This is a genomic window from Brasilonema octagenarum UFV-OR1 (genome assembly GCF_963888615.1).
GTDB classification, from domain to species: Bacteria; Cyanobacteriota; Cyanobacteriia; order Cyanobacteriales; family Nostocaceae; genus Brasilonema; species Brasilonema sennae.
Genome location: NZ_CAWPKW010000262.1, coordinates 17,137 through 41,344, shown reverse-complemented (window position 1 = coordinate 41,344; position 24,208 = coordinate 17,137). Strand labels below are relative to the sequence as shown.

18 protein-coding genes, 2 pseudogenes and 1 CRISPR repeat array are annotated in these 24,208 nt (G+C 42.0%); of the genes and pseudogenes, 10 read left to right on the top strand and 10 right to left on the bottom strand.

The window, feature by feature from the left end:
- The first annotated feature begins 58 nt into the window (after positions 1–58).
- On the top strand, positions 59–535 hold the full coding sequence (locus AC5590_RS21675; protein WP_169265491.1) for a phosphate-starvation-inducible PsiE family protein: 477 nt from the start codon (positions 59–61) through the stop codon (positions 533–535).
- A 124-nt stretch (positions 536–659) separates the two neighbouring features.
- Here AC5590_RS21675 and purU read toward each other — a convergent pair whose 3' ends face one another.
- On the bottom strand, positions 660–1,514 hold the full coding sequence (gene purU / locus AC5590_RS21670) for a formyltetrahydrofolate deformylase (RefSeq protein ID WP_169265490.1): 855 nt from the start codon (positions 1,512–1,514) through the stop codon (positions 660–662).
- A gap of 403 nt (positions 1,515–1,917) precedes the next feature.
- Between purU and AC5590_RS21665 the strand changes: the two genes are divergently transcribed.
- Entirely contained in the window at positions 1,918–2,088 is a 171-nt protein-coding gene (locus AC5590_RS21665) for a hypothetical protein (RefSeq protein ID WP_498823835.1), read from the top strand.
- A gap of 236 nt (positions 2,089–2,324) precedes the next feature.
- Here AC5590_RS21665 and AC5590_RS21660 read toward each other — a convergent pair.
- The 4 genes and pseudogenes from AC5590_RS21660 to AC5590_RS21645 form a co-directional block, all read right to left on the bottom strand.
- A pseudogene (locus tag AC5590_RS21660) lies at positions 2,325–2,921 on the bottom strand (DUF4340 domain-containing protein); the annotation flags it as partial.
- On the bottom strand, positions 2,918–4,771 hold the full coding sequence (locus tag AC5590_RS21655) for a GldG family protein (protein ID WP_169265487.1): 1,854 nt from the start codon (positions 4,769–4,771) through the stop codon (positions 2,918–2,920). The pseudogene AC5590_RS21660 and the gene AC5590_RS21655, both read right to left, overlap by 4 nt.
- Positions 4,772–4,812: 41 nt before the next feature.
- Entirely contained in the window at positions 4,813–5,625 is an 813-nt protein-coding gene (locus AC5590_RS21650; RefSeq protein ID WP_169265486.1) for an ABC transporter permease, read from the bottom strand.
- Positions 5,626–6,639 carry an ABC transporter ATP-binding protein gene (locus AC5590_RS21645; protein ID WP_169265485.1) on the bottom strand — a complete coding sequence of 338 codons (1,014 nt, stop codon included), beginning with the start codon at positions 6,637–6,639 and terminating at the stop codon, positions 5,626–5,628. It lies immediately after the preceding gene.
- 360 nt (positions 6,640–6,999) lie between these two features.
- Positions 7,000–7,697: a CRISPR direct-repeat array (repeat unit 36 nt; unit sequence CTTTACAGAACCCTTTCCCTGCAAAGGGATGGAAAC).
- Between the two features lie 432 nt (positions 7,698–8,129).
- On the opposite strand from AC5590_RS21645, the gene AC5590_RS21640 reads away from it, so the two are divergent.
- From AC5590_RS21640 to AC5590_RS21630, 3 genes are all read left to right on the top strand, one after another.
- Entirely contained in the window at positions 8,130–10,217 is a 2,088-nt protein-coding gene (locus AC5590_RS21640; protein WP_169265484.1) for an S-layer homology domain-containing protein, read from the top strand.
- A 133-nt stretch (positions 10,218–10,350) separates the two neighbouring features.
- Positions 10,351–11,115: a hypothetical protein gene (locus tag AC5590_RS21635; protein WP_407650777.1), complete on the top strand. Its 765-nt coding sequence runs from the start codon at positions 10,351–10,353 to the stop codon at positions 11,113–11,115.
- 58 nt (positions 11,116–11,173) lie between these two features.
- The gene (locus AC5590_RS21630; protein WP_169265483.1) at positions 11,174–11,317 is read left to right on the top strand and encodes a hypothetical protein; all 144 of its coding nucleotides are present in this window, start codon (positions 11,174–11,176) and stop codon (positions 11,315–11,317) included.
- On the opposite strand, the gene AC5590_RS21625 is transcribed toward AC5590_RS21630, so the two are convergent.
- Positions 11,295–12,527 (bottom strand): RNA-guided endonuclease InsQ/TnpB family protein, encoded by a 1,233-nt coding sequence (locus tag AC5590_RS21625; protein WP_169265482.1) that lies wholly within the window; start codon positions 12,525–12,527, stop codon positions 11,295–11,297. The two genes, AC5590_RS21630 and AC5590_RS21625, sit on opposite strands and share 23 nt — an antisense overlap.
- A 56-nt stretch (positions 12,528–12,583) precedes the next feature.
- Here AC5590_RS21625 and AC5590_RS21620 point away from each other — a divergent pair, with 56 nt between their 5' ends.
- A complete protein-coding gene (locus AC5590_RS21620) occupies positions 12,584–12,763 on the top strand; it encodes a hypothetical protein (RefSeq protein ID WP_169265481.1) in 180 nt (59 codons plus the stop codon).
- A 181-nt stretch (positions 12,764–12,944) separates the two neighbouring features.
- Here the strand turns inward: AC5590_RS21620 and AC5590_RS21615 are convergent, their stop codons facing one another.
- Positions 12,945–14,858: a DUF1565 domain-containing protein gene (locus tag AC5590_RS21615; protein ID WP_169265497.1), complete on the bottom strand. Its 1,914-nt coding sequence runs from the start codon at positions 14,856–14,858 to the stop codon at positions 12,945–12,947.
- Between the two features lie 316 nt (positions 14,859–15,174).
- On the opposite strand from AC5590_RS21615, the gene AC5590_RS21610 reads away from it, so the two are divergent.
- Positions 15,175–16,296 (top strand): thiamine phosphate synthase, encoded by a 1,122-nt coding sequence (locus tag AC5590_RS21610; protein ID WP_169265480.1) that lies wholly within the window; start codon positions 15,175–15,177, stop codon positions 16,294–16,296.
- On the top strand, positions 16,289–16,501 hold the full coding sequence (gene thiS, locus AC5590_RS21605; RefSeq protein WP_169265479.1) for a sulfur carrier protein ThiS: 213 nt from the start codon (positions 16,289–16,291) through the stop codon (positions 16,499–16,501). The genes AC5590_RS21610 and thiS overlap by 8 nt, the downstream gene beginning before the upstream one ends.
- On the opposite strand, the pseudogene AC5590_RS21600 reads toward thiS, so the two are convergent.
- Positions 16,498–17,736, bottom strand: a pseudogene (locus AC5590_RS21600) (glycosyltransferase family 4 protein). The gene thiS and the pseudogene AC5590_RS21600 sit on opposite strands and share 4 nt — an antisense overlap.
- Before the next feature lie 1,165 nt (positions 17,737–18,901).
- Between AC5590_RS21600 and AC5590_RS21595 the strand changes: the two are divergent.
- Positions 18,902–19,903, top strand: a complete 1,002-nt coding sequence (locus AC5590_RS21595; protein ID WP_169265478.1) for a DUF1517 domain-containing protein — start codon at positions 18,902–18,904, stop codon at positions 19,901–19,903.
- A gap of 114 nt (positions 19,904–20,017) precedes the next feature.
- Here the strand turns inward: AC5590_RS21595 and AC5590_RS21590 are convergent, their stop codons facing one another.
- Together AC5590_RS21590 and AC5590_RS21585 are read right to left on the bottom strand one after the other, a co-directional pair.
- Positions 20,018–21,886: a bifunctional serine/threonine-protein kinase/formylglycine-generating enzyme family protein gene (locus AC5590_RS21590; protein ID WP_169265477.1), complete on the bottom strand. Its 1,869-nt coding sequence runs from the start codon at positions 21,884–21,886 to the stop codon at positions 20,018–20,020.
- Between the two features lie 308 nt (positions 21,887–22,194).
- Positions 22,195–23,007 (bottom strand): ABC transporter permease, encoded by an 813-nt coding sequence (locus AC5590_RS21585; protein ID WP_169265476.1) that lies wholly within the window; start codon positions 23,005–23,007, stop codon positions 22,195–22,197.
- A gap of 699 nt (positions 23,008–23,706) precedes the next feature.
- Between AC5590_RS21585 and AC5590_RS21580 the strand changes: the two genes are divergently transcribed.
- The gene (locus tag AC5590_RS21580; RefSeq protein WP_169265475.1) at positions 23,707–23,940 is read left to right on the top strand and encodes a hypothetical protein; all 234 of its coding nucleotides are present in this window, start codon (positions 23,707–23,709) and stop codon (positions 23,938–23,940) included.
- Positions 23,941–24,208: the final 268 nt, after the last annotated feature.

Below are 24,208 nucleotides of genomic sequence, written 5' to 3'. Positions count from 1 at the left end.
TTTCAATTTTGAATTGTTTATCATAGGGCTGGACGAATCTAGAATGTCCGGAGATACCATGCCAAAACGGATAATGATAGGATTAAAGAGTTGGCTCCAAAGAGATACCATCGTACGTAATCTAGAGATTTTTCAAGACTTTATTGTCATCTCTCTTTGTCTTGGTTTGTTCTGTGTGATGCTTTTACGATTGGGAGATATGTTCTTCTCTTTTTTGCATCCACTAGATTTACGGCAAGTTACATCTGATATTCTGTTTATTTTGATTCTGGTAGAATTATTTAGACTATTAATTGATTACTTACAAGACCAACGAATATCCGTAGTTGCAGCAGTAGAAATTACTATTGTTTCTGCTTTGCGAGAAGTTATTTTACGCGGTGTTCTCGAAATTCCTCGTGACCAAATCTTTGGAATCTCTTTATTTCTGATAGTCTTAGGCATAATTCTTGTGGTTTTACCTTGGATGTCTAACTTTTTTGAACACGTTAAAGTTGTTAACAACAACAAAATAGAAGATAAACCCACAAGCTAAAATCTGAAGAGGCAGTTTGCACACTTGGAAACTTTGAGGTTGTCTGAAATAAGCAATATAGCAGTCTCGTTTTAGCGGTTCAATAATTCTTACAACTCAAAAAGAAGTGCGATGGCTGCTTTACTCATTCAAACACGACTGTTTTATTACCATACACTAATACACGATTCTGTAAATGTAGACGCACTGCTCTTGCTAAAACAACTCGCTCCAAATCCTTTCCTTTTCTAATCAAATCCTCAACTTCATCACGGTGACTTACTCGTACCACATCTTGCTCAATAATTGGTCCTGCATCTAAATGATCAGTCACATAATGAGAGGTTGCACCGATAATTTTTACACCTCTTTCAAAAGCTTTGTGATAGGGATTTGCTCCAACAAAAGCTGGTAAAAATGAATGATGAATATTAATAATTTGTGGAAATTTGACGATAAATTCTCCACTAACAATTTGCATATATTTTGCTAAGACAACTAAATCTATTTTGTACTGCTGTAGTAATTCTAATTGCTTGGCTTCCTGTTCCTGTTTGTTTTCCTTGATGATGGGGATGTGGTGATAGTCGATATCAAACTGTTCTGCTACTACTTTTAAATCAGGATGATTACTGATAATGACAGGTATCTGTGCAGCAAATTCTTTTGCACGTTGTCGCCAAATTAAATCAAATAAACAATGATCTTGACGACTCACCCAAATCGCAATCCGCTGGACAGTATCAGAAAAGTGCAATTCCCATTTAGCTTGCAGTGGTTGAGCAATGGCATTGAATGCTGGTGCAATTAAGTCACGCGGCAAATTAAACCCATCTAACTGCCACTCAATACGAGTGAGAAATAACCCTGCTGTAAAGTCTGTATGCTGATCCGCCTGGATAATATTACCACCATTAGCATAGATGAAGTTGGCAATTTTTGCGACCAATCCTCTTTGATCGGGACAGGAAATAAGTAGTGTTGCGGTTGGACTTATCATGAACACATTCTAAAGACTAGCAAGTTCTTGGAAGCGGTCTTTTCAGTAGAATTACTCTTGAAAAAAGAATTTTATATACATTATTAATGTAAGAGAACTTTATAATTTGATAGCAGGTTTTATGGAAAGTGAATAACTTCTCTTTTTTGTTTTGTTTAGAATAGAGTTGAGTCCTACTTGAAAGTATACGTTATACGAAACAATAAAAAAAACATATACATGATATACCTTAACTAAGGTCTTGTTATAAACGTGAGGCAAGATCTCTACTGTACTTGGTTTTATTTAAAACTATATTATCATGACACCAATGCTTATTACTTACCTTGTAATTATAGTCTATTTAATCATGGCTTCCTGTTTTTTTAATCAATGGGTGGTATTTTTTTTAGCAGATGAAGACATGGATTCAGAGCAACGCTTCTATTCTACTATCGTTTTGGTTGTAGCTACTATCTTGTGGCCAATCATTGTTCCTTTAGCTTACTTGGAATTACTGAAGTTCCATAAAAAGCACAAAAATATCATCGATTTACTGATAAACGTATCTGAACCTGGCAGTTATGACGAGTGAAGTTTGTTGAAAACAAACTATACCATCACCTCAAATAATAAAAGCTGTTATTTGCTGTTTGCTGGAGTTGGTTTATCAGTATTGGGAGTGGGTTTTTTTCCATTATCTATAGATGTCTCACTACTAGGAGTGGGTTTTTTTCCATCATCTGTAGATTTCTCAATACTGGGAGTGGGCTTTTTTCCATCATCTATGGGTTTAGCAGTATTGGGAGTGGGCTTTTTTCCATCATCTATAGGTTTCTCAATACTGGGAGTGGGTTTTTTGCCATCATCTATAGGTTGTTTCCACTCTGATAGTTCTCGATTAACTGCATTTTCAAAATCCGTAGATACTAATAGCACATCATTATTGCCACCTGGTTTGTTCTGAGGATCAATTTGAGCATACAGGAAACGGCGGTTAAAGTCAGGCTTACCCAAAATTAACTGATGTGTTTTCTGATTTTTTAGTTTGATATCGATAGTTGTTTGAGGCTGATCTAAGCCGAATTCTGCAAGCTGGTTGGGTGAGATGGATACAATGCGATCGCTCTTTCCCTCCACTAGCAAATTCATCAAGTAACCTACAATAGCACTACTTGCTGGAGCGACTTCAGGAGATTTCATCATCCACTTGGGTTCTTCAGACTTGTCAGTACGTTCCAGATTTAAAGTCTGATTTTGAGTTTTGACTGTCAAAGACTGCACATCATCCTCTTTGAAAGAGAAGATTTTTTGCTGCTGCTTGACTTCCTTTGGTTCAGGTGCATTCTTTATTTCATGGAAGTAGACAAAACCACCTAAACCAAGCGCTAGCAGTATCAGAATTAAAGTTGTTCGCTGTAATTTCATCTTCGTGTCCACCAGAAAATAGCTGCCACCACTAGCCCGATCAGAGGTAAAATCACCAGAGATGATAACTCTAAAAGCAGGGCTTGTACTCCTGTTAGGTTGATGCGACGGTTTATGACTTCTTTTGGACTAATTGAAAGCGGTTGTTGATCCTGCTGACTTAGCCAAGTGACTGAGTTGAGAAACACGTCTCCATTGAGTTGCTTGTCGAACAAGCCATTGATGATAAAATCTGAATTTCCTAACACCACCATTCGTGACTCACCCGAGGTTGATGAGGGAGTCGGGCTGGCTGGAGTTGCAGTTGCTGTTGGTGTAGTCGTGGGAGTCGGGCTGGCTGGAGTCGCTGGGGTTGTGGGTTTGGCGCGCTGAGTCGGGCTGGCTGATGTTTGAGGTGTAGCAGCAGCTATCGGTTTGGCGCGCTGAGTCGGGCTGGCTGGAGTCGCTGCAGTTGTGGGTGTGGCGCGCTGAGTTGGGCTGGCTGGTGTTGCAGCAGTTGTGGGTGTGGCGCGCTGAGTCGGGCTGGCTTGGGTTTGAGGTGTTGCAGTTGGTGTCGGTGTGGGGGTAGAGTTAGATGTAGCTTCAGATTTTGCTGATAGTTTCCTTGTTAATGCTACGCCTAATGTTAGTGGACCTTTGCGATCGCTCTCAGGATTAAATTTCAAGTTCTCACTTTGCTGGTCACTTTCTGCCCAGCTATTAGGATAAGCTTTGGTGAGTAACAAGGGAGTCGCCTGAATACCAGGTACTGGATTTGTGTCAATCGGTCGTGCTAAGGGATAAAAAGAGATACCGTTGCCAAAATCTTTGGTAATCGGGTGTTTTCCATATTGAGTTACCAAAGGTGCTGCAGGACCAAGTCCAACACTTGCAGAAACATCAACTGCCAAACGGTTATCTAATTTTACACCCCACTGGGCAAGCAAGCTTTCGAGTTTGGGGTCTGTATCTGGATCAATCATCAGCATTACATTTCCACCTCGATTGAGGTAGTCTTGTAGTGCTTTGACTTCGTTCTCAAATAGCGATCGCTTCGGACCTGCAACGACTACAACATTAGCATCTTGAGGAATACTAGACTTTTCTACCAGATTCAAAGCTGAAGTGGTGTAACCTTTATCATTTAATGCTTTAACCGCTTGCGATATAACTCCTTCGCCTTTACCAGAAAGTTCGTGTTCGCCGTGACCTTGGAGGAGGTAAACTTTAGCAGAGCTTATACTGCTGATTTGTTGCAGACTATTTGTTAATTTTACTTCTGATAAACGTTGCTGCGGACCTACTACCTGAACTAATTGCCGTTTATCGCCAAATTCCAAGTAAACTTCTCCATAGTCTTTGACACCAAACTTACGTGCTAATCCTGGTCTTGCTTGTGGATCTATATACTCAAAACTAAACTTAGAGCTTTGCCGACGATAATTTTCTAGTAAGTCCCTGTCTACGGGGTCTTGATTAACGTCAAACAGCAATATTTTTGCTGGTACTTGTAAGTTGCGTACCAATTCCCGTGACTGGGGTGCAAGGGTAAACAACTTAGTTTCTGTCAAGTCAACTCGTGTATCGTAGCGAGTTCCTAAAAAATTAATCAATCCTAAAATCGCTAAAACTGCCAAAGTCGCAATCAAAGCATTAGTACTAGCTTGGGTAGAACGTTGTCCCAACCAGTTATTCTGCTTGTTTTGCCATATCAGCCACAATACAATGATGAGTGTTCCCAAAATTATCAATGTGAGTTGAATTGGTCCCCAATTCTGGGATACGAATCCAGATGTTAAGCCTGCAGCAAGGAGGAACGGACCAAACCAAAATAAAATTTTTAAAGGTTTCTTTTTAGCGAGAAGTTTCATTTTTTTTGTTGTGTAAGAGGGGAACTGTTCCCTCTTCCTCCCTATGAACGTTGAAAACGCAATGCATCAATTGATTGAGCCGTAAGAAAGATGCCGAGAAGAATGTAACTGGCAAATAAAATCAGGCTGCTCGTATCGAATATACCTTGTACTAAGGTGTTGTAATGTTTCAGCAATGATAGATGTCCTAGTGCGTCTCCCATAGAACCACCAATATTTTTGGCAATTAAATCAACGAACAAGAGTAATAACATTAGTGCAAATGTGAAAACTGCAGACAGAATTGTACTATCTGTCAAAGAAGAAATGAACATTCCCAAAGATAAAATTGCTGCTGCTAGTAAGATGAGTCCTAAATGTCCTAGTAAGGGTATGGCTGGTGGCATTGGTGGACTTGACGCACTCAAAGCAATGGTTTCTAATCCCATGATCGGCACTACCATTGTGATGAAAAATGTCAAAACTCCTAATAATTTACCAACAGCTACCGCCCAGTTTGTCAGTGGTGATGTGGCGAGAAGTTCTAAAGTGCCGCGCTTGCGTTCTTCGGCATAAAGTCCCATAGAAAGAATTGGCAACACAAACAACAATAGCCATCCCATTCGATCCAAAAATGCCCTGACAAGTTCGTAAGGAACATCTATTGGTGGAACTGGCACTCCAAATTGTTGTCCTTGTAAATCTAATGCAGTGACTGTTTGCAGAATGCCTTCTGATCCCATCAAAATAAGCACGAAGAATAACCCAGATAGAAGCCAAAAGACACCAGCAATTGCATATGCCAAAGGTGATACAAAATAACTTTGTAACTCTCGGCGGTAAATGGCAATAATATTACCCAGTACGACACCCATTTAGGCTGCTTCTCCTTCTTTTTCCTCTGCGATTTCTGTTTCAGTCTCCAAAATTTTTTCTTCTGTAGTTAGTTGTAAAAATACATCTTCTAGAGTAGCGTTAACACGCCGCATTTCTAGTAAACCGAATCCTGTTGTGATCAACGCCGCTGCAATATCTTTTCCTGGTTCTGTTCCTGGTTGTGATATCACCCGCAGGTATGCTTGGTTTTCCTTTAAGGAGGTATGACTGTGCATTCCCAGCGCAGAAATTGATTCGACAAAGTTTACCCCTGCTACATTTTGCAGGACTTGTTTGGCGAGAGCCGCTTCTCCTTCAATTTCTATTTCATATCCGGAACCTTTTGTCAATTGGTTCATGAGATTGTCGGGTGTATCTGTTGCGACAACTTTCCCACCGTTGATGATTGCGACACGGCTACAAGTCATGCTCACTTCTGGCAAAATGTGAGTAGAGATAATGATTGTGTGGCTTCCCGCAAGACTTTTAATTAAATTTCGCACCTCAATGATTTGCCGGGGGTCGAGTCCGACTGTGGGTTCATCTAAAATGATGGCTGGTGGATCGTGGACAATTGCTTGAGCAATGCCGACTCTCTGACGATATCCTTTGGAAAGTTTGCGAATAATGACGTGACGTTTTTCTTGTAAATTGCAGCGTTCGATTGCGGCTGTGATTTTGGTGGCGCGATCGCCCGCCGAAACTCCCTTAATCCGCGCCACAAAATACAAAAATCCCTCCACCGTCATCTCTGGATACAACGGCGGCGTCTCTGGTAAGTAACCAATCCGTTGGCGCACCAACAGAGAATTGTCATGGACATCAAAGCCAGCAATCCGCGCTGTGCCACTCGTCGCTGGCAAATAACCAGCCAAGATTCGCATGGTTGTGGTTTTGCCAGCACCATTTGGTCCCAAAAACCCCAAAATCTCCCCTGGTTCGACGTCGAAAGTAACATCAGTAATTGCTGAGGTAGAGCCGTATGTTTTACTCAGATGTTCAACTGAAATCATCCGCTTTAGCTACGTGCAAATGGTAATTCATCAAACCATGATAAAACAACAAAACAGTTCTGAGCGTTGAGCACTGAGGAGCTACTGCATCTTTGGGTGTGGAGTCGGTCAAAAACTTGACAATTATAGGTGAGACATTTTATTTTTAGGGAGTGGGTTGAAATTTTATCGACACCACTCCTCCGATCCTTGAAAACCGCATAACTTCGTTGAGTGGTGTCGATTGCGCTTGTAGCAAGGTTTCCAGCTTACGAAATGAGAGTTTTATTGAGAAGAATCTTGCCCTTATTGACATTTAAAAAAGTGGTGTCGATTTGGGGGTCTCAAACTCTCTCCCAGTAAGGCTTCTACAAGTGAACTCTTTACAGAACCCTTTCCCTGCAAAGGGATGGAAACATTTTTAGATATCCAAGCCATAGCCTGGACTTTATCTTCTTTACAGAACCCTTTCCCTGCAAAGGGATGGAAACGTTTGAATATAACCCTTCTCCGTTATCTCCACTGTATTCTTTACAGAACCCTTTCCCTGCAAAGGGATGGAAACCAGCCATGAGCAACGACGTAAACGTGTTCACTAGAAAGACTTTACAGAACCCTTTCCCTGCAAAGGGATGGAAACTGTAGTAGCTAAGCCTACTCCTGGTATCATAACTGCTTTACAGAACCCTTTCCCTGCAAAGGGATGGAAACTTTAACTGTGAACGATTGAGCAGTCAAACCTAAAATTCTTTACAGAACCCTTTCCCTGCAAAGGGATGGAAACTTGCGGTGTTGTCGCCAGGGCCAACCTGGATTTCTCTTTACAGAACCCTTTCCCTGCAAAGGGATGGAAACGTTTTGAAAACAGAAGGAATTTTCACTTTTCAGCTTTACAGAACCCTTTCCCTGCAAAGGGATGGAAACTCGACGGTGTCCATTCCAAGTTTATCTTGAAGAATTCTTTACAGAACCCTTTCCCTGCAAAGGGATGGAAACTCTTTCCCTAGAAGATAGACGGCGCCCACTTGGTACCCCCAATCCTCCTTTACAGAACCCTTTCCCTGCAAAGGGATGGAAACGTAAGAGCACTCATTTCTTCGACAATCTGACGTGTGCTTTACAATGCTTATTCCCCGTCAGGGGATGAAAACGACTTATGCCGCTAATTCCATTGTTAAAACTCACCACTCAAACTGAGATCTTGCACTTGTGCCAACAACCGCCTAGGGTTTAAACCCGCCTGCTCATAGTAAAAGTCGTCTAAAGACGACTGCATAAGCTTTTGAGTCTACTTTAGTAGACTTGAACTGTGAGCCTGGGAATTGATTCCCAGGCGGACGAGGTTGCGTTCTTGAGAATGGTGCAAGATCTCAGCGTTTTTGATAACCTCTTCCCCCAACGGGGATCAAAACCTCAATAAACGTAAAAAAGTTACATAGGTGTGCTTGTGTAAACGCAGTTGTAGAGTTATTTATGATTGTGATATTCAAAATTTGTTTATTCGTCACTAAATGGTCAACTCTACCGTCGTTGCCACACTTACAATTTATGTCAACCCTACAATTGGCAATGATGCCAATGCTGGGACACGGTTAAATCCTTATAAAACAATTACCCGTGCCCTGAAGGTAACCACAACACCCAAAGTCATTCAGCTTGCCTGTGGAACTTACAACACTGCGAGTGGTGAAATATTTCCACTCATCATTCCAGTGGGTGTGATGCTGATCGGTCATGAAGCAACCAAAGGTCAAGGAATTGTGATTTCCGGCAGTGGAAAGTATGAAAGCGAAAGTTTTGGGATACAAAACATTACGCTGGTATTACTAAATTATGCTCAATTGATGGGCGTCACTGTTGTAAATCCTACAAAAAAAGGGACTGGTGTCTGGATTGAATCCACTTCCCCAATTTTGGCTAATAATACTTTTACCAAATGCGGTCGGGAAGCTGTGTTTGTCAGTGGTAGTGCCAAACCACTGATTCAGGACAATGTATTTCTGGAAAATGGTGTCAGTGGGTTGGTTATGGCAGGTGATAGCAAAGCAGAAGTGTTAAACAATTTTTTCCAAAAAAATATTTTGGGTCTTGCCGTCAGTGATTATGTTGAATGTAATGTTCTTAAAAACACCTTTATAGAGAATAGAAATGCGATCGCCCTTTCGCGAGATGCTCGTCCTATCCTGCGAAATAATCTGATCGAAAACAACATTCAAACTGGATTGTTGGTGAATGGGAATGCCGCTCCCGACCTGGGTAATCCTCAAAACCCCGGTGGTAATATTTTCCGTGATAACGGACAGTTTGATATCGAAAATGCAACCTCTGCCCACTTACTATCTGTTAGTAACAATTTAAACTCTAGCAAGATTAAGGGAATCATAGAGTTTATTAATCCAACAGAGGATATTGTTCCAGTATCAGTTAACACAGATTTTTCTGACATGGCTGGGCATTGGGCAATGGCCTTTGTAGAAGCTTTACATAAAAATAATTTGATGAACGGCTTTCCTGATGGCACTTTTCGACCTGAAGCGCCTATCACTCGTGCTGAGTATGCCGATGTTATTGCTAGGAGCTTTCAGCTACCTTCCGGAAAAAAAATACGCAAATTTACAGATGTCAAACGAAGTTTTTGGGCATCGTCAGCTATTGAACGTGCTGCTAGTATGGAGTTTATCAGTGCATTTCCGGATGGGACGTTTCGACCAATGCAAAATTTAACAAGGATTCAAACAATAGTCTCTCTGGTGAATGGACTCAAACTAAGTGGGGGCAATCCAAATATTTTAGGTGTGTTTGGCGATAGCGCCCAAATTCCTAGTGCTGCCACAAAAGCGGTAGCGGTTGCGACTGAAAATTTATTGATAGTCAATTATCCTCAGATAAAACTATTAGAACCACTCAGGGACATCACCCGCGCTGAGGTGGCAGCTTGCATCTATCAGGCATTAGTGGCTAGTGGGAAGCAAAAGCCAATTTCTTCTCCCTATATTGTCAATCCTAACGTGGAGATTGCCTCCGACACGGAGGTTATGACACACTGGGCAGCAGGATTTATCCAAGCATTGCTCAGGATGGGTTTGACTCACGGTTTTGCCCATGAGACTTTTGAACCAGATAAACCAATCACTCGCGCCCAGTATGCGGCTTTAGTTGCGGTTTGCTTTAACCCAACTGCCAAACATCCTGCAACTGAGTTTACGGATGTGCCCAAGGATTTTTGGGCGTATAATGCCATCAAAATTGCTGCGCAGGCGGGCTTTGTTGGTGGATTTCGCGATCGCACCTTCCGCCCTGAGCAAAATGTTCTCCGATTACAAGTAATTGTCTCTTTGGTCAATGGACTTGGTCTCAAAGCCGCTGATAACAACAGCTTACTTGGCTTGAGCGATCATAACATAATTCCTAGCTATGCTCGTTCAGCAGTTGCTACTGCCACCCAAAACAAAATTGTTGTGAATTATCCCGATTCTAAACAATTCCACCCAAATCGAGAGGCGACACGAGGGGAAGTGGCTGCTATGGTTTATCAAGCATTAGTGGTGGTGAGGCAAACTCCCAGCATTAATTCACCCTATATCTTTTCCCATTCTTGATATCAAAAGTAAAATGAACACCACTTCCCCTCTATACTTGGAAGCACTGACCAAAAAAACTATAGATCATCAAAACAACATAGGCTGTATGGGATGGGAGCAAGATGTGTACCTGCCTGAAGCCGAGAGTCAGATGTTCACACCAAACCCGGACACATCTGCTGACTTGGCAATAGCCCTGCTAACTCATTATAGTTTCGACCTTGGTGGTTATAACGCCAGTGAGATAGTGGGTCTTTGGCAAAAGCAATACCCAGGCAACTGGCTACACATGGCAGTGATTGAAGCACTTTATCAAGGGCGCTACAAAGCTGTTTCAGTGCAGCAAATATTAGCGTGTTGGCAGCGACGTGGACAAGCGATTTTTCATTTTAACATGGAATTTGAGCGCTTGATTTGCAGCAAATTTCCACAAAGCCTAACGGCACTTCCCCCAATTTCCTCATCTTTTGTAGAAACAACAACAGCTGTTGAGGAAACTTCCCTAGAGGAATTTCACCCGCCAGCCCCCTCAACTGTGGACACTGGAACACCCAAATGGCTTCCCTTGAAGAAAGCGTCCCGAGACTTGCAGACATCAGAACACGGGGATACAGGAAAATCACCACCACACCCCATCTCACCCCAACAGCAGTCATCTCAACGCAGAGAACCGGATCAGGCGAAAACCTCCTCTATAGAAACCCCCAGATCCGCATCTGCTAACCAAAATGATCAAGATAACTTTCTTCCTGGGGCTACCAATAATCCCCCAATTGAGCAATTCACCCCGCAAACAAGCGCAGGTTCAGAGTCATTTACATCAAAACTCAAAGCAATTTCTAACGAAAAGCTGCAGCTTTCTGGAAAACTACTCCCGAGACGTTCACACAGTTTTATGTCACAAGAAATAGGATAGGAGATGATTATAGCTATTAGTAACACTCCCACGTATGTTTAAAATTATATAAAATTATATGAATCCTCCACGTATCCTCCAGCCTGGTACTAATGATACATTTAGCAAATATTTTGAATTACCATTAGCGCTAGCAGACATTCTCACAGAATTTGATTGTACTTATGAACTTGACATACTCACCGCCCTAAAGGGTCGGTGATTCTTGACGCTTCGTTGAGATGTGCTGGCAAGCCAGTCTTACCTTCTCTGTGCGTCCATTTAGAGTCGTGGCAATGCCCTATCCCGACTTTTACTATATTTTTAGCTGCGTTTTCATCTCTGTCTTGCTCAACTCCACAGTTTAGGCAAAGAATGGAACGCACTTTTAAATCAAGCTTGCCCCACTTAAAGCCACAATCAAAACAAATTTGACTAGTTGGTTCCCAGCGACTGATGACACGGAACGTTCTGCCCAGCTTCTCGGATTTTGCTTCGCAAAATGTCCGAAATTCACGCCAACCTTGCAAACTAATCACTCGTGCTAGTTTGCGGTTCTTAACCATTCCTGAGACATTCAAATCTTCCAAAACAATAGTTTCGTTTTCACTGACCACTTTGGTCGATAGCTTGTGCAAGAAATCTTTTCGGGTATCGGCTAACCGATTGTGCAACTTGGCTATTTGAATTCTGGTTTTGTTTCTACGTTTCGAGTCTTTTTGCTGGCGTGCTAGTTTGCGCTGTTTGCGACGTATTCTCTTGTCTAACTTTGAGTAATTGGGACTGGTAGCTTTTTCACCATTGCTCATCACTGCAAAAGTTTTTATCCCCAAATCAATACCAATGCTTTGGTTTTTAGCCTCGATATCGACTGATTGAACTTCTACTACGAAGCTAAGAAAATAACGATTAGCACAGTCCTTGATTACAGTGACTGAACTTGGCGCTGACGGCAAGTGTCTCGACCAAATTGGCTTAATGTTTCCAATTTTGGCTAGGTAAACCTCATCTCCTTTGATTGAAAAGCCACTGATTGTCAATCTTGCTGATTGCTGATTTGTACGTTTTTTGAATTTAGGACTGCCGACTTTCTTGAGGCAGCGCGTTGCGGGGGTTCCCCCCGTTGTAGCGACTGCCGTCCCTTTCCGTTTACCTTTGAGCGAATTAAAAAAGTTTTTGTAAGCGACCCCTAGATCTGCAACCGATTGTTGCAATGCTGTACTCGAAACATCTGCTAACCATCCACGGCGCTCCGTTTTCTTGGCTTGAGTAAGTACTAATTTTTGAAGGTCGTTGTTACTTGGCAGCTTTTCCGATTGTTTGCAAAGTGCCAGAGCGTCATTCCACACCACCCTTACACAACCAAACAACTGAGACAGGCTCACTCGTTGTTGGTCGGTTGGGTAGAAACGGAATTGGTATCTGGCTTTCATCTTCCTTCTTAATATGCTATATATTGCAGTATACCACTATCAAAAAAAATACTGCCATGCCTTTCCGGAAAAATCATGAATATAGATGGAAACCAGAAAACGAGATTGCCTTGGACAAATCTCCTATATGTTTCAAAGGTCGAGTTGGGCAGAAAGAAGCGCTTAAAGATGTCCCCGACTGGCAAGACCAACTTAGAGATTACCTTGATGAACTAATTAATAAAAAGCCGTCCTAGAAGGACGGGGCTTTAGACCCATTAATTACGGTAAGCGATTAGATTTGCCAAGGGATGAGGGAAGTATTAAATGTATGGAGAGAGAAACTTCCTCCATCAACCCAGAAGCAAAATGTTCAACAGTTACCAGTAAACAGTGAACTGTTTACTGATAACTGATAACTGTTTACTGATAACTGATTCAATTCACCGGCTCAACCACAGCTTTCAAACCATTATTATTCAGTATTTTAATCATGCTATCTGCGTTATTGCGGGTGTTGAAGACACCAATTTGCATCACTCCCTTACCGCGCCAGACAGTGGGAAAAGCATTAGGAGCAAGGAATTTGACTAACTCTTGCTCTTTTTCATTTTGGACTTCCACCACAACTCGGTAACGTAAATTCATTTGACTTTCTCCCCTAGGCGATGGGGATGAACTGTCAACATACGCTGTTGTTGAAGATCTTTGAGGTACTGCCACTTTTCGCATATTACTAGTATTGCCCAAAGGGATATTGGTATTGGGAACGGGCAAAAGAGCTGCTTCACCGACAGGCGCAGCTTCTAGTCTTGGCAATCCAGACTCTCCTTGAGTCTGCACTCCTTGTACGGGTGCTAGTGCGACTTGGTTAGAGGAAGTTGCATTGACTTGTGGTAGTTGACGCCCAGATGGGGGAAGGGGAGAAGGCGCAGTCATCTGTGGTAAATTCCTCGCATCCCGACTTTCCTGTATCCCTGCATCAACAGTGTTACTTGCTGTTTGGGGTGCGGTGAATTCTACGCTTCCAGGAGAAATGCGTACGTAATTTGCTTGTCGTGATGTATTAGATGTATTTGCTAATGGTTGAATTCCTCTTGTTGGGGCACCTTGCCGGGGTGGTAGTGTCCTAGTTGGAGATTGTCCGCCATACCTTGTTAAGCTATTAGGAGTTGGCAAGCCAGAATTTTGAGCATAAAGCTGTTGTTGATTGGTTGCAGTTGCAGAAAGTGGAGAATTAGCAGGTGTTAATGGTTGTAGTTGATTGTTCAATCCTGCTGAAACATTGTTAGAAGATGTGGGCAGAGGAAGACGGGGTGAGGGACTCAGGTTTGCAGGAGAGTTCCCACGCGCCAATGTTGTCCCCATTCCTGCGTCTGCAACTGCTGTTGTTCCAGTCAAGTCTACCTTGCCATTGATGCGGTTGTTGGCAAGGTTGTTGCCAAAAACAGGAAAGATTTGCTTGGCGGCGCTGGCGTTAATGTCGTAACGAGCATTGTTGCGAAATTGATTACCACCTGGTTCAGAGGCGGTGCCTAAATTGGGCATAGCTTGAGAAATCGCTACCAACCCATCTTCTTTGCTACCTTGAATGAGATTGTTTCGTAGTATTGGGCGAGCATTGGCTTGTACTACAATGCCACTTCTGTTGTCTTGAATAGAATTACTAACTACGATTGGCTGAGCATTTTCGGTAATATTAACACCAAAGCCCGTTTGTTGAAACAAATTTTCCCGCACCTCGGCTTGGGAATTTCCAGAGAGGGTGATTCCATTCGCTCCATTTTGATAAAAGAAATTATTGCGAATGTTAGGGGTACTGTTACCAGTCACTGCAATTCCATCTTGGGTACTACCAGTAAAGGTATTTTCCACAATTACTGGATTACTGTATTCAATCCATAAACCGTAACCACGAGAGTTAGGATTGGTGATTGTTACGCCAGTCAACTTAGATTGGTTCGCGCCAACAATCGTGACGTTTTTACCACCAAAGGTGCGACTAAGGTAAGTATCTCCTCCTTTGATCACAATACCACGACCTTTACTGCCAGAGTCCCCTTGAATAGAAATGTTTGGTTTGAGTATCAAAGGAAAACTCTCTCCAGTTTCAGCAGTGTAAGTACCGCTTGACAGCATAATGACTGTATTGGGACCAGCAATTCGTAGCGCTTTGCTGATAGTTTTAAAAGGAGTACCTTCACTGCCATTGTTTACCTTGTCATCTCCAACACTTGGGTTGACAAAAAGGGTGTTAACCTGAGAGATTGTTTTGACATCCAGTTGTTTCCCATCTGTTGTTCTGGGTATTTGAGCAATGGCAACATCAAGGTTTGCGCCAAGCATTGCCATGTATGCCATTCCCATGCCAGTTGTGAAACACAAAATTAAGAAACGAAACACCGATAATATTATTTGATTGAGGAAAAAGTATGATTTGTCATCCTTGGCAACTCGCTTTCGGATCAGGTTGTTTACGATATAAGATTTAGAAAAAACGTGGGGGTGAATCACTTTTACGGCACTCCTTCAACCAAAAAACTTTTGATACTTTTGTAGATGTCGTAGATCAAGTCGATAAAGTTACTCACATATTGACTACTTCGATCTTTTTGATACACATTTAAGTTAGTTAAGAATCAATAGAGATGCGGAGCACATTGCCAATATGAAAGAGGCTGACTGTTACGATGAAAGCACTAACGGGGTTGTTGTAATGGTCGAGCCATACAGCCAAACAGAGCAAATACAGCAAGTTGTTTACCGCATTTTAGATGCAAATTTAGATCGCGCTCGTGAAGGTTTGCGAATTATTGAGGAATGGTGTCGCTTTGGGTTGAACAACGCCCAATTGGCTGCCCAATGCAAAAAAGAGCGACAAGAAATAGCTCATTGGCATACTGCTGAACTGCGGGCGGCGCGAAATACGCCTGGAGATCCTGGAACTGACTTAACTCATCCTCAAGAAGAGCAACGTACGAGCATCAAATCTTTGTTGCAAGCTAACTTCTGCCGAGTGCAAGAAGCCCTGCGGGTGTTGGAAGAATACAGTAAGCTTTACAACCCAAACATGGGCAAAGCTTGTAAGCAGATGCGTTATCGCATTTATACCTTGGAAAGTACTTTGATGGGACGTCATCGACAGCAACTGCTGTTGCGATCGCGTCTGTATCTTGTCACCTCCCCTGGTGATCGGTTGGTGGAAACTGTCGAAGCTGCCCTTAAAGGAGGATTAACACTCGTACAGTATCGCGACAAAACAGCCGATGATACTGTGCGCTTACAACAAGCGAAAAAGCTGCGGCAACTATGCCACGATTACGGTGCTATTTTTCTTGTCAATGATCGCTTAGATTTAGCTCTAGCGGTAGATGCTGATGGGGTACATTTAGGACAACAAGATTTGCCTATTGCGATCGCCCGAGAATTACTCGGTCCTCACCGTTTGATAGGTAGGTCTACCACAAAAGCGGCAGAAATGCAAGCAGCGATCGCTGAAGGTGCAGATTATGTTGGCGTGGGACCAGTTTACGAAACTCCAACAAAAGAGGGGAAAGCAGCAACTGGCTTAGAATACGTTCGCTATGCGGCTAAAAATTGTTCAATACCTTGGTTTGCCATTGGGGGAATAGATCCAAATAACGTGAATGAGGTGATCGATGCAGGAGCAAACCGTGTCGCCGTGGTGCGTAGTCTGATGCAAGCCGAACAACCTACCTTAGTGACACAATTTTTCCTCTCACAGCTGATAAGTCGCATGAAACCAGAACTTGGTATGTCTTATGTCTGATAATATTACACTACTTGTCAATGGGGAAACTCGTAGCAGTTTACCGCAAACACCTTTACCGGACTTACTTCAGCAACTGGGTTTTAATCCTCGCTTGGTAGCAGTAGAGTATAACGGCGAAATTTTACACCGTCAGTTTTGGTCAGACACAAAAGTACAAGAGGGCGATCGCTTGGAAATAGTTACCATAGTTGGTGGTGGTTAAGTTGACAAACACTCGTAGCGAGACTCAGGAATGTAAATTGAGCGGTGTAAGGTTTTGCATTGAACTAATTGTTTCCCTCTACGACCGAGTTGTTCACGCAGCTTTTGGTCTTGACACAACCGTTTGAAAGCATGAAAAACTTCATAACCGGAATTGGGATTCACTAGTATGCCATTTTCCTCGTGATGAACTGTATCCACTACACTCCCCAAGCCAGAAGCAATCACAGGTTTCCCAAAATAACCTGCTTCTAAACAGACGATACCTAAACCCCCAACTCTGGGGGTTTTATCATCTCCCTGAGTCAGCATTGCAAGTATGTCAGATGCTGCATAGTATGCGCTTAATTCTTGGTCAGGCACATATCCAGCAAAATGAACTCGCTTGTGCACCCGCAAACGACGGGCTAAATGTTTCAGTGCAGATTCATAAGGACCTTGTCCACACAGTATGTAGTGAACGTCCATCCCAAAAGTTAGTAGGAGTGTTAAATTCTCAATCACGCGATCAAAACCTTTACGCTTCAGCACCCGTCAGACTGAGAGAATCACAACTGCTGTTTCTGGAATGCTATATCCATTGCGCACCCTGACACGTAAATCATCCAGATTTTCTTGATAAGATGAAACACCAAATTTTTCGACTCTCACAGCAGGGTTGATAACATGAGTTGGTGTGGCAACATCAAAATGAACCTTGAGGTAATCTTGAGTATAGGAACTGTTACAAACAATCCCTTGCGCTCGTTTTAACGTGCATTCAAATAGAAAACGCAGTATGGGGTTAGTTGAGAATCCAAGAATATCCTTTCCGTGTAAGTAGATAAAAAACCGGATGGGTAGAAGATAACTTAACAGCAGAAGAGAAAGAAAATGGTAGCCATGACCCCACTCAATATAACGGTAATGATAGCGAAAATAAAGTTTTATGGCGAGCACAAATGAGCAAACACAATTGAGGAAAGGTTGCAGCATACTCTCCACAAAACTACTATGCCAGTATCGAGAAATCGGCCAGCGATAGATTGGAAACTTTTGCGCTTTATCAAATAGCTTATCTCCAGAACAACTAGCCGTCAAAACAATCACTCGTTCTGGGTCTTGTAAGCAACGATTATAGATATACTCTTCAATTCCACCTTCTTTTGGTTGGAAGCTACGAGATATGACTAGGATATCCGGGTCTGACATAGTTTTGTCTCGGATTGTTGCTCTTATGCGTGAAATGTTTTCCATCAGATGATCACTAAACGTTAAAATCGCATAATTTTTTACATTAAGTTTGGCAACCTTTGTTCTTCATACTTTTAACTAAAGTGAAGAAATTCAGATGATTTTGTTCCAGGTTTATTTGACCTAACAAATACCTGGCATTTTTCTTGCATGGTAGAGCAGATAAATAGTTATTTATCATTATTCATTTAAAGAATCACTTTGAATGACTAATGATAAATGACTCTTACATCTAATTTGATTATGAACATTTTTTTATATTTAGAAAGCTTAATTTGGCGAAAAGAATTCGCTAACTTTTTCTATATATTTCAAGTTTTTTGATGATGAATATTTTATTTGTATCATATATACTGTTTTTTGTATATACGAATTGATAAATTTTTTAAATAGAAGTGAAAGTAAATATGAAGATAAAATAAGTTCTACACCTGCTAAGTACGTAATATGGAAATATGTAAATGTTTTGATCTTCCGGGTATCCTCTATGCCTGCGGCACGGCTTGTTCATGCTTTTGTCTTACGTAATGAGATTTTACGTTTGATACTTCTTTGCATTACTTTTTAATACAGCGATATTTGGAGTTTATCCTAATTTATACTGATAATTAAAAGACGTCAAATCGCTCCTATTAAGACTTTGAAATCTAGCTACTTTTAGTATAATATCTGAAGAGCACCCAAGATGTTATGCCAAAATGCCAAAAGCTATTTTGGTTAATTATGTTTTTCAAAAAATAAAATTATTTATACTCTTTACTCTCAAGACAAGTATAGTGAGAAAATATACAAAGTATTTGGTTGATTTGCAAATTTTCAATAATTATGAAAAAGCTATGAAAATTATTTTTTAAAATGAAAAAAAAGTAAAAACAAAAACTTGTGCACAGAGCAATTCTGGTACAACAGAGAAGGAACTGGCTTTGTGAATATTGAATTTAGAAGCTTCAATAACTTGTCAGGTACGGTTATCTACTCCAGAAATCCGCCCAAAGCATGCTGCCCGTGCAATACGGTAGACGGTAAATTGGAAATGTAGTCTGTACTGGCATAAAGAGTGCCAACGACTGTTTAAGGCTACGGGCTGGCGTTATTGAACAAGTACAAAACTCCAACCAGCATAGGGAGAAAAGATAACCAATACTGTTTTTCAAGCCACTGTGTCGTCATGCGTAAAAAACTACAACAAGCTACTAAACCCCTTTTAAAATCTCTGCTCCTCTTATGCCTTGTTATTACATTGGCATTTAGTCACACCGATGGAGCGCTAGCCGCCAGTGGGGGTAGAATCGGCGGTGGTTCTTTCAGAATGCCCTCATCAAGCCGTCCCTACTCCTCTCCTCGCACCTACGCACCAGGTGGAGGTTATGGTGGGGGTTACTATGCTCCCTATCCTGGCGGTGGTTTTGGCTTTCCCTTCCTGCTTCCGTTTTGGGGTATTGGGGGAGGATTTGGCGGTTTATTTAGCATTTTGATTTTTATTGCGATCGCTAACTTTTTGGTGCGAAGCTTCCGTCGCGTTGCTTCTGGTGACAGTGAAGCAGGTTACAATAGCGAAGTCAGCTACAACAGCAACCCTTCTGTTTCCGTAACTCGTTTACAAGTTGGCTTGTTAGGTAGCGCCCGTAATTTGCAAACTGAACTCAACCACATTGCAGAAACTGCTGATACGAACTCCCCAGAAGGTAGAGCAGAAATTCTGCAAGAAGCCAGCCTAGCTTTGCTACGCCATCCGGAATATTGGGTTTACGCTGGTGGTGGTAGCGAACAAGCGCGTTTAAACGCAGCTGAAGCTCAATTCAACCGTTTCTCATTGGCAGAACGCAGCAAATTCACAGGAGAAACTCTTTCTAATGTGAACAACCAGCTCAAAGCAACTGCTCCCAAAGATGCTTTACCTGGTGGTGGTGAACTCGACAACCCAACCCGTCTGATCACTGAAGGACCTGGAGAATATATTATCGTCACTTTACTAGCTGCAACCTTGGGTAAACTCCAGCTAGGGGACATTAACAGCGCTGACGATTTGCGTCAAGCTCTACGTCAATTTGGTAGTATTACTGGAGAGCAACTGCTTGCGATCGAAGTTCTTTGGACTCCACAAGCTGAAGGTGATACCCTTACCTCTGATGATGTCCTCGCGGAGTATCCAGATTTGAAATTAGTTTAAGGCGTTGTGTAGTAAAAGAATAACTTTTCTGGGGTGGGTATCTTACCTGCCCTTATTTTTTCATACTATAGCAGGGAACGCTTAACAGGGAACAGGGAAACCACCCAAACAAATCTAAACAGACCAACTTGACACCACTCGAAAGCCGCATATCCTCAATCCGCCATCCGGTTCATTCCAGCTACGACTGGCGCTACGGCAAAGCGCAGAACTAAAACTCCAAGAACCACCGCGAAGCACGCGACGATTATCGTCGCCACCAACTTCCCAAACAGATCCATCTGTGGGTGCGCCATCATAATTTTTGTGCCAAGGATCAGCACACCACTCCCAAACTAACCCATGCATATCGTATAAGCCAAAGGCGTTTGCCACCTGAAAACTACCTACAGGTGTTGTTTCTTTTCGGTTTTTGGGTTTTTGTTCCCAAGTCTGAGTCTCCTGACTACAGTTTGCGAATTCAGTCGTAATTGTTTCGCCAAAATGGAAGGATGTCGTTGTTCGGGCACGACAAGCATACTCCCATTCGGCTTCACTGGGTAAGCGATATTGTCGTCCAGTTTTTGCACATAGCCTGGTACAGAATTCTATTGCTTCGTGCCAAGAAACGTTTTCAACTGGTCGATTTGCACCTTTAAATTTTGATGGATAAGGATTTAAAGATTGTTTGACTTTAGGTAAAGCTGCGACTGCTTTCCATTGTGCTTGGGTGACGGGAAACTTGCCCATAAAAAAAGGTTTGATATTCACCTGGTGTTGTGGACGTTCGTCCCCATCCCCCTCATTGTCTTTTGAACCCATCATAAAAGTATCGCCAGGAATTCCTACCATTTCCAACGTCACTTCGCTCCCCAAGTTTTCTGCATAAAACTTTCCATTTCGACACTCACGGCTGATTTCATCACCTTGTGCGTCTACTGTCACCACATCAAAATTAAAGGTTTGTAAGGAGTCGAGTTCTGAAGAAGCTTTTATTTCAGAAATTGGCGTTGTGACTTTGTGTTTTTCAAATGGTAACGATTTTGCTTGAGGAATTGCCACTATTGGTTGTGCAAAAAATTTTGTTGCATTCAATTCTTGCAAAACTTCTGTTGCTGATTGATATCTATCTTTTGCCAAATGTTTCAGCAACTTATCCAGAATTGCCCTCAAGTCATTGCCAATAGTAACCCCTTTTTCCTGTAAATACTCTCGCCATAACCATTCACCATTCATGGGGTTGTAAAGAGTATCTTGAATCTGTCCCCCATCGGGATTTTGTATGGGCAAACATTGAGTCATAAGACGCGCACAAGTGACTCCTAAAGCGTATAAATCGCTCGCCTGACAAGCAAATCCAGCCATTTGCTCGCTAGGTGCATAACCGATTGTATATAGTACTGTAGCTTGTCTTGATAAACTGGTTTGCGTCACCTGCTTCGCACCACCAAAGTCAATTAAAACGAGTTTGCCATCAGTTTGGCGGCGAATAATATTTTCTGGTTTAATATCCCGATGAATAACGTTACGCTCGTGAATGAATTGGAGAACAGGTAATAAATCTTTTAAAAGATCTCGGATTTTTTCTTCACTAAAAGGTTGTTGCTGGAGTTCTTGTAATAGAGTTTGCCCTTGAATAAATTCTTGCACCAGATAAAGACTAGAACCTTGTTCAAAGTAAGCAAGTAATCTGGGAATTTGCCAGTGATTTTCTCCCAGTTCATAAAGTCGCTTCGCTTCTTCCTTAAACAATTGTGCAGCTTTTGTACGTTCTGAAGTCCCCTGAATTTGTGGGAAGAACTGTTTGATGACGCATGGAGCATCTAGTCTATCAACGTCTTCGGTTGCATATGTTCTGCTAAACCCACCCTCGCCTAACAATTCCAACACACGGTAGCGGTTTCTAAGGAAGTAGCCAAAGTTATTTTGTCCACAACTGGTGCAAAATCTATTGCTGTCAGAGTTGAAGGGATTGGAGCAACTGGGATTTTGACAAATTTGCATAGTGAGCCATGTATCGCATCTTGTCCAAAGTTGGCTCTAACTTGAGCTGTTCAAATACAGAAATGTATCTTTACACAAACATTTCTGACTGTCTGCTCACACCCACAACACCAAGCACACAGATAAAAAAGTTCTGCGCATCTGCCTATGTAGGGTGAAAAGTTTCTAAGTTAGAAGTTTATAAATATAAGTATGTATGCACGCAAGGATTCCGATCATATAAAATAATATTATGATAACAGTCCTAATATTGTCAAGTCGTTTGGAAAATAGATCAAGATCATGATCAATGACTAATAGACGAATGACTAATGACTATTCTTTCTTTGTCCTGACGCACGAATTAACTCAGCTATAAGAGCGACAATCCCAGAGACTAAAATCAAGATAACACTCAGAGCATTAATATCTGGTTTAACTCCTGTTCTGATGCGGCTAAAAATTTCCATAGGTAGAGTGTTGGAACCACTACCAGCAGTGAAACTGGCAATGAGAAAGTCGTCTAAGCTGAGGACAAAGGCTAGTAAACAACCAGCGACAACACCAGGTATTAACTGAGGTAACAAGACTTTGATAAAGGCTTGCACTGGTGTTGCTCCGAGATCCAGTGCTGCTTCTTCTAAATGGGGATCTAAATGAGTGAGTTGAGAAGATACAACAAGACAAACATAGGCAAGACAAAAGACGACATGAGCACAAACGATTGTCCAGATGCTTAAGGGAATGGCAAAGGCTGCTAGAAAAACTAGGGTAGCTACTGCGATCGCAATATCAGGAATAATCAATGGTAAGTAAGAAACACCGCGATACAAACTCTTACCCAAGAACTGATAACGCGCCAACCCCACTGCCATCAACGTTCCTAGTATTGCAGCAATCCCTACTGCACAAAAGGCTACTATCAAACTGTTTTCTAAAGCCGATAAAATCCGCTGATCGCTAAACAACTTGCCATACCATTCCAAAGTCAACCCTTGCCAACGTGCACTGTAGGGCGACTGGTTGAAACTATAAAACGCCAGTACCACTATAGGTAGGTACATGAAAACAAACATGAGCATTGAGAAAACCGCTTGCCATGTCAAGACACGCGGTTTCTGACGAGATACATTTATCTTCATGTTTTGTTCTTTTTATTTCGCACCATCATATCATTTGTTGAGACTATGACACTGCGCAGTAGACCTCTCCAAAAATGATTTTTAGTGCAAGCGCGGGGTATTGGTTTCATAGCCATTTTTGGAGAGGTCTAGTCATGATTTGGCACCGTAGCCACTGGAAAAATCCTGTAGGCAAATGCTGTTGCTAGCTTTATCACAGGTGTGTCGCTTCAAAAACTGCTGAATCATTGAATCCTAGACTTCTACGACGACATAAGAGGCGATCGCGAAAAGTTAAGTTACTGGTAATTTTTCGTACAAATGATTGTCGGCGAAACGACAAGGTAATAAAAGTTCTGAGTTGCAAGCCATGATATTACAGTCATTTTTGTTACTAACTTACGATTCTCTTCAGCATTTCATCTTTGTACTGCTTTTAGTATCATTACATACTCAGTAAAAAACTGCACTGACTTGATGCTAGCGTTAGCACACAGAAACAAATTTTATAAGTGTAATATAACGGACAAAGTAAAAGTAAAATTTTTAACTAATAAAAAGACTATTTATACTTACTTACGTTAGTACAAATGTTCATGTTGTTTCCGTCAACTTAAGTATTTCATCTTTTCAAGCAGTATTTTTTAATGCTACATTTTCAGTATCGGAAACAAAGACATCGGTTTCCAGATAACTCAACTAAGTTCAAGGAAAAAAGTCATGAATCCACTTTTCACTGAAATTGCAGCATCTCAAGCAACCAGCGTTGTCGGCGGTTACGCTAAAAGCACAGATTCCACCAGCTACAGCAACCAAGCTACCCTTGGAGGTACTGTTGCAGCTAGCACAGAAGTGGACAACGGCACCTACTCTACTGATATCAATGGAACCGTAGAAGCAGATGACCAGAAGACTACCTCGTCATTAAATATTAGCGCAGTAATTAGCTACTAAATTATAACGAAGCGCTAGCTCAGTTCTTAAAACAGTCACAACGTTTAGTAGTGTTGCATTGGCTCACATGTTCCTATCGTTGCTCCAGGCTATACAGCAACGATAAGGGAGTGAAGCGCGTTGCAAGAGCGCCAAAGTCTGCCGGGGGGAGTATCCCCCCGGCGAGCTTTGTCCCTACGGGGCGCTTCGTGCCGTAGGCTGGGAGTGAGGGAGTCAGGGAGTAAGGGTTAGTGTTGAGTGTTCACTGATTTCAAACACAGGAGACGTA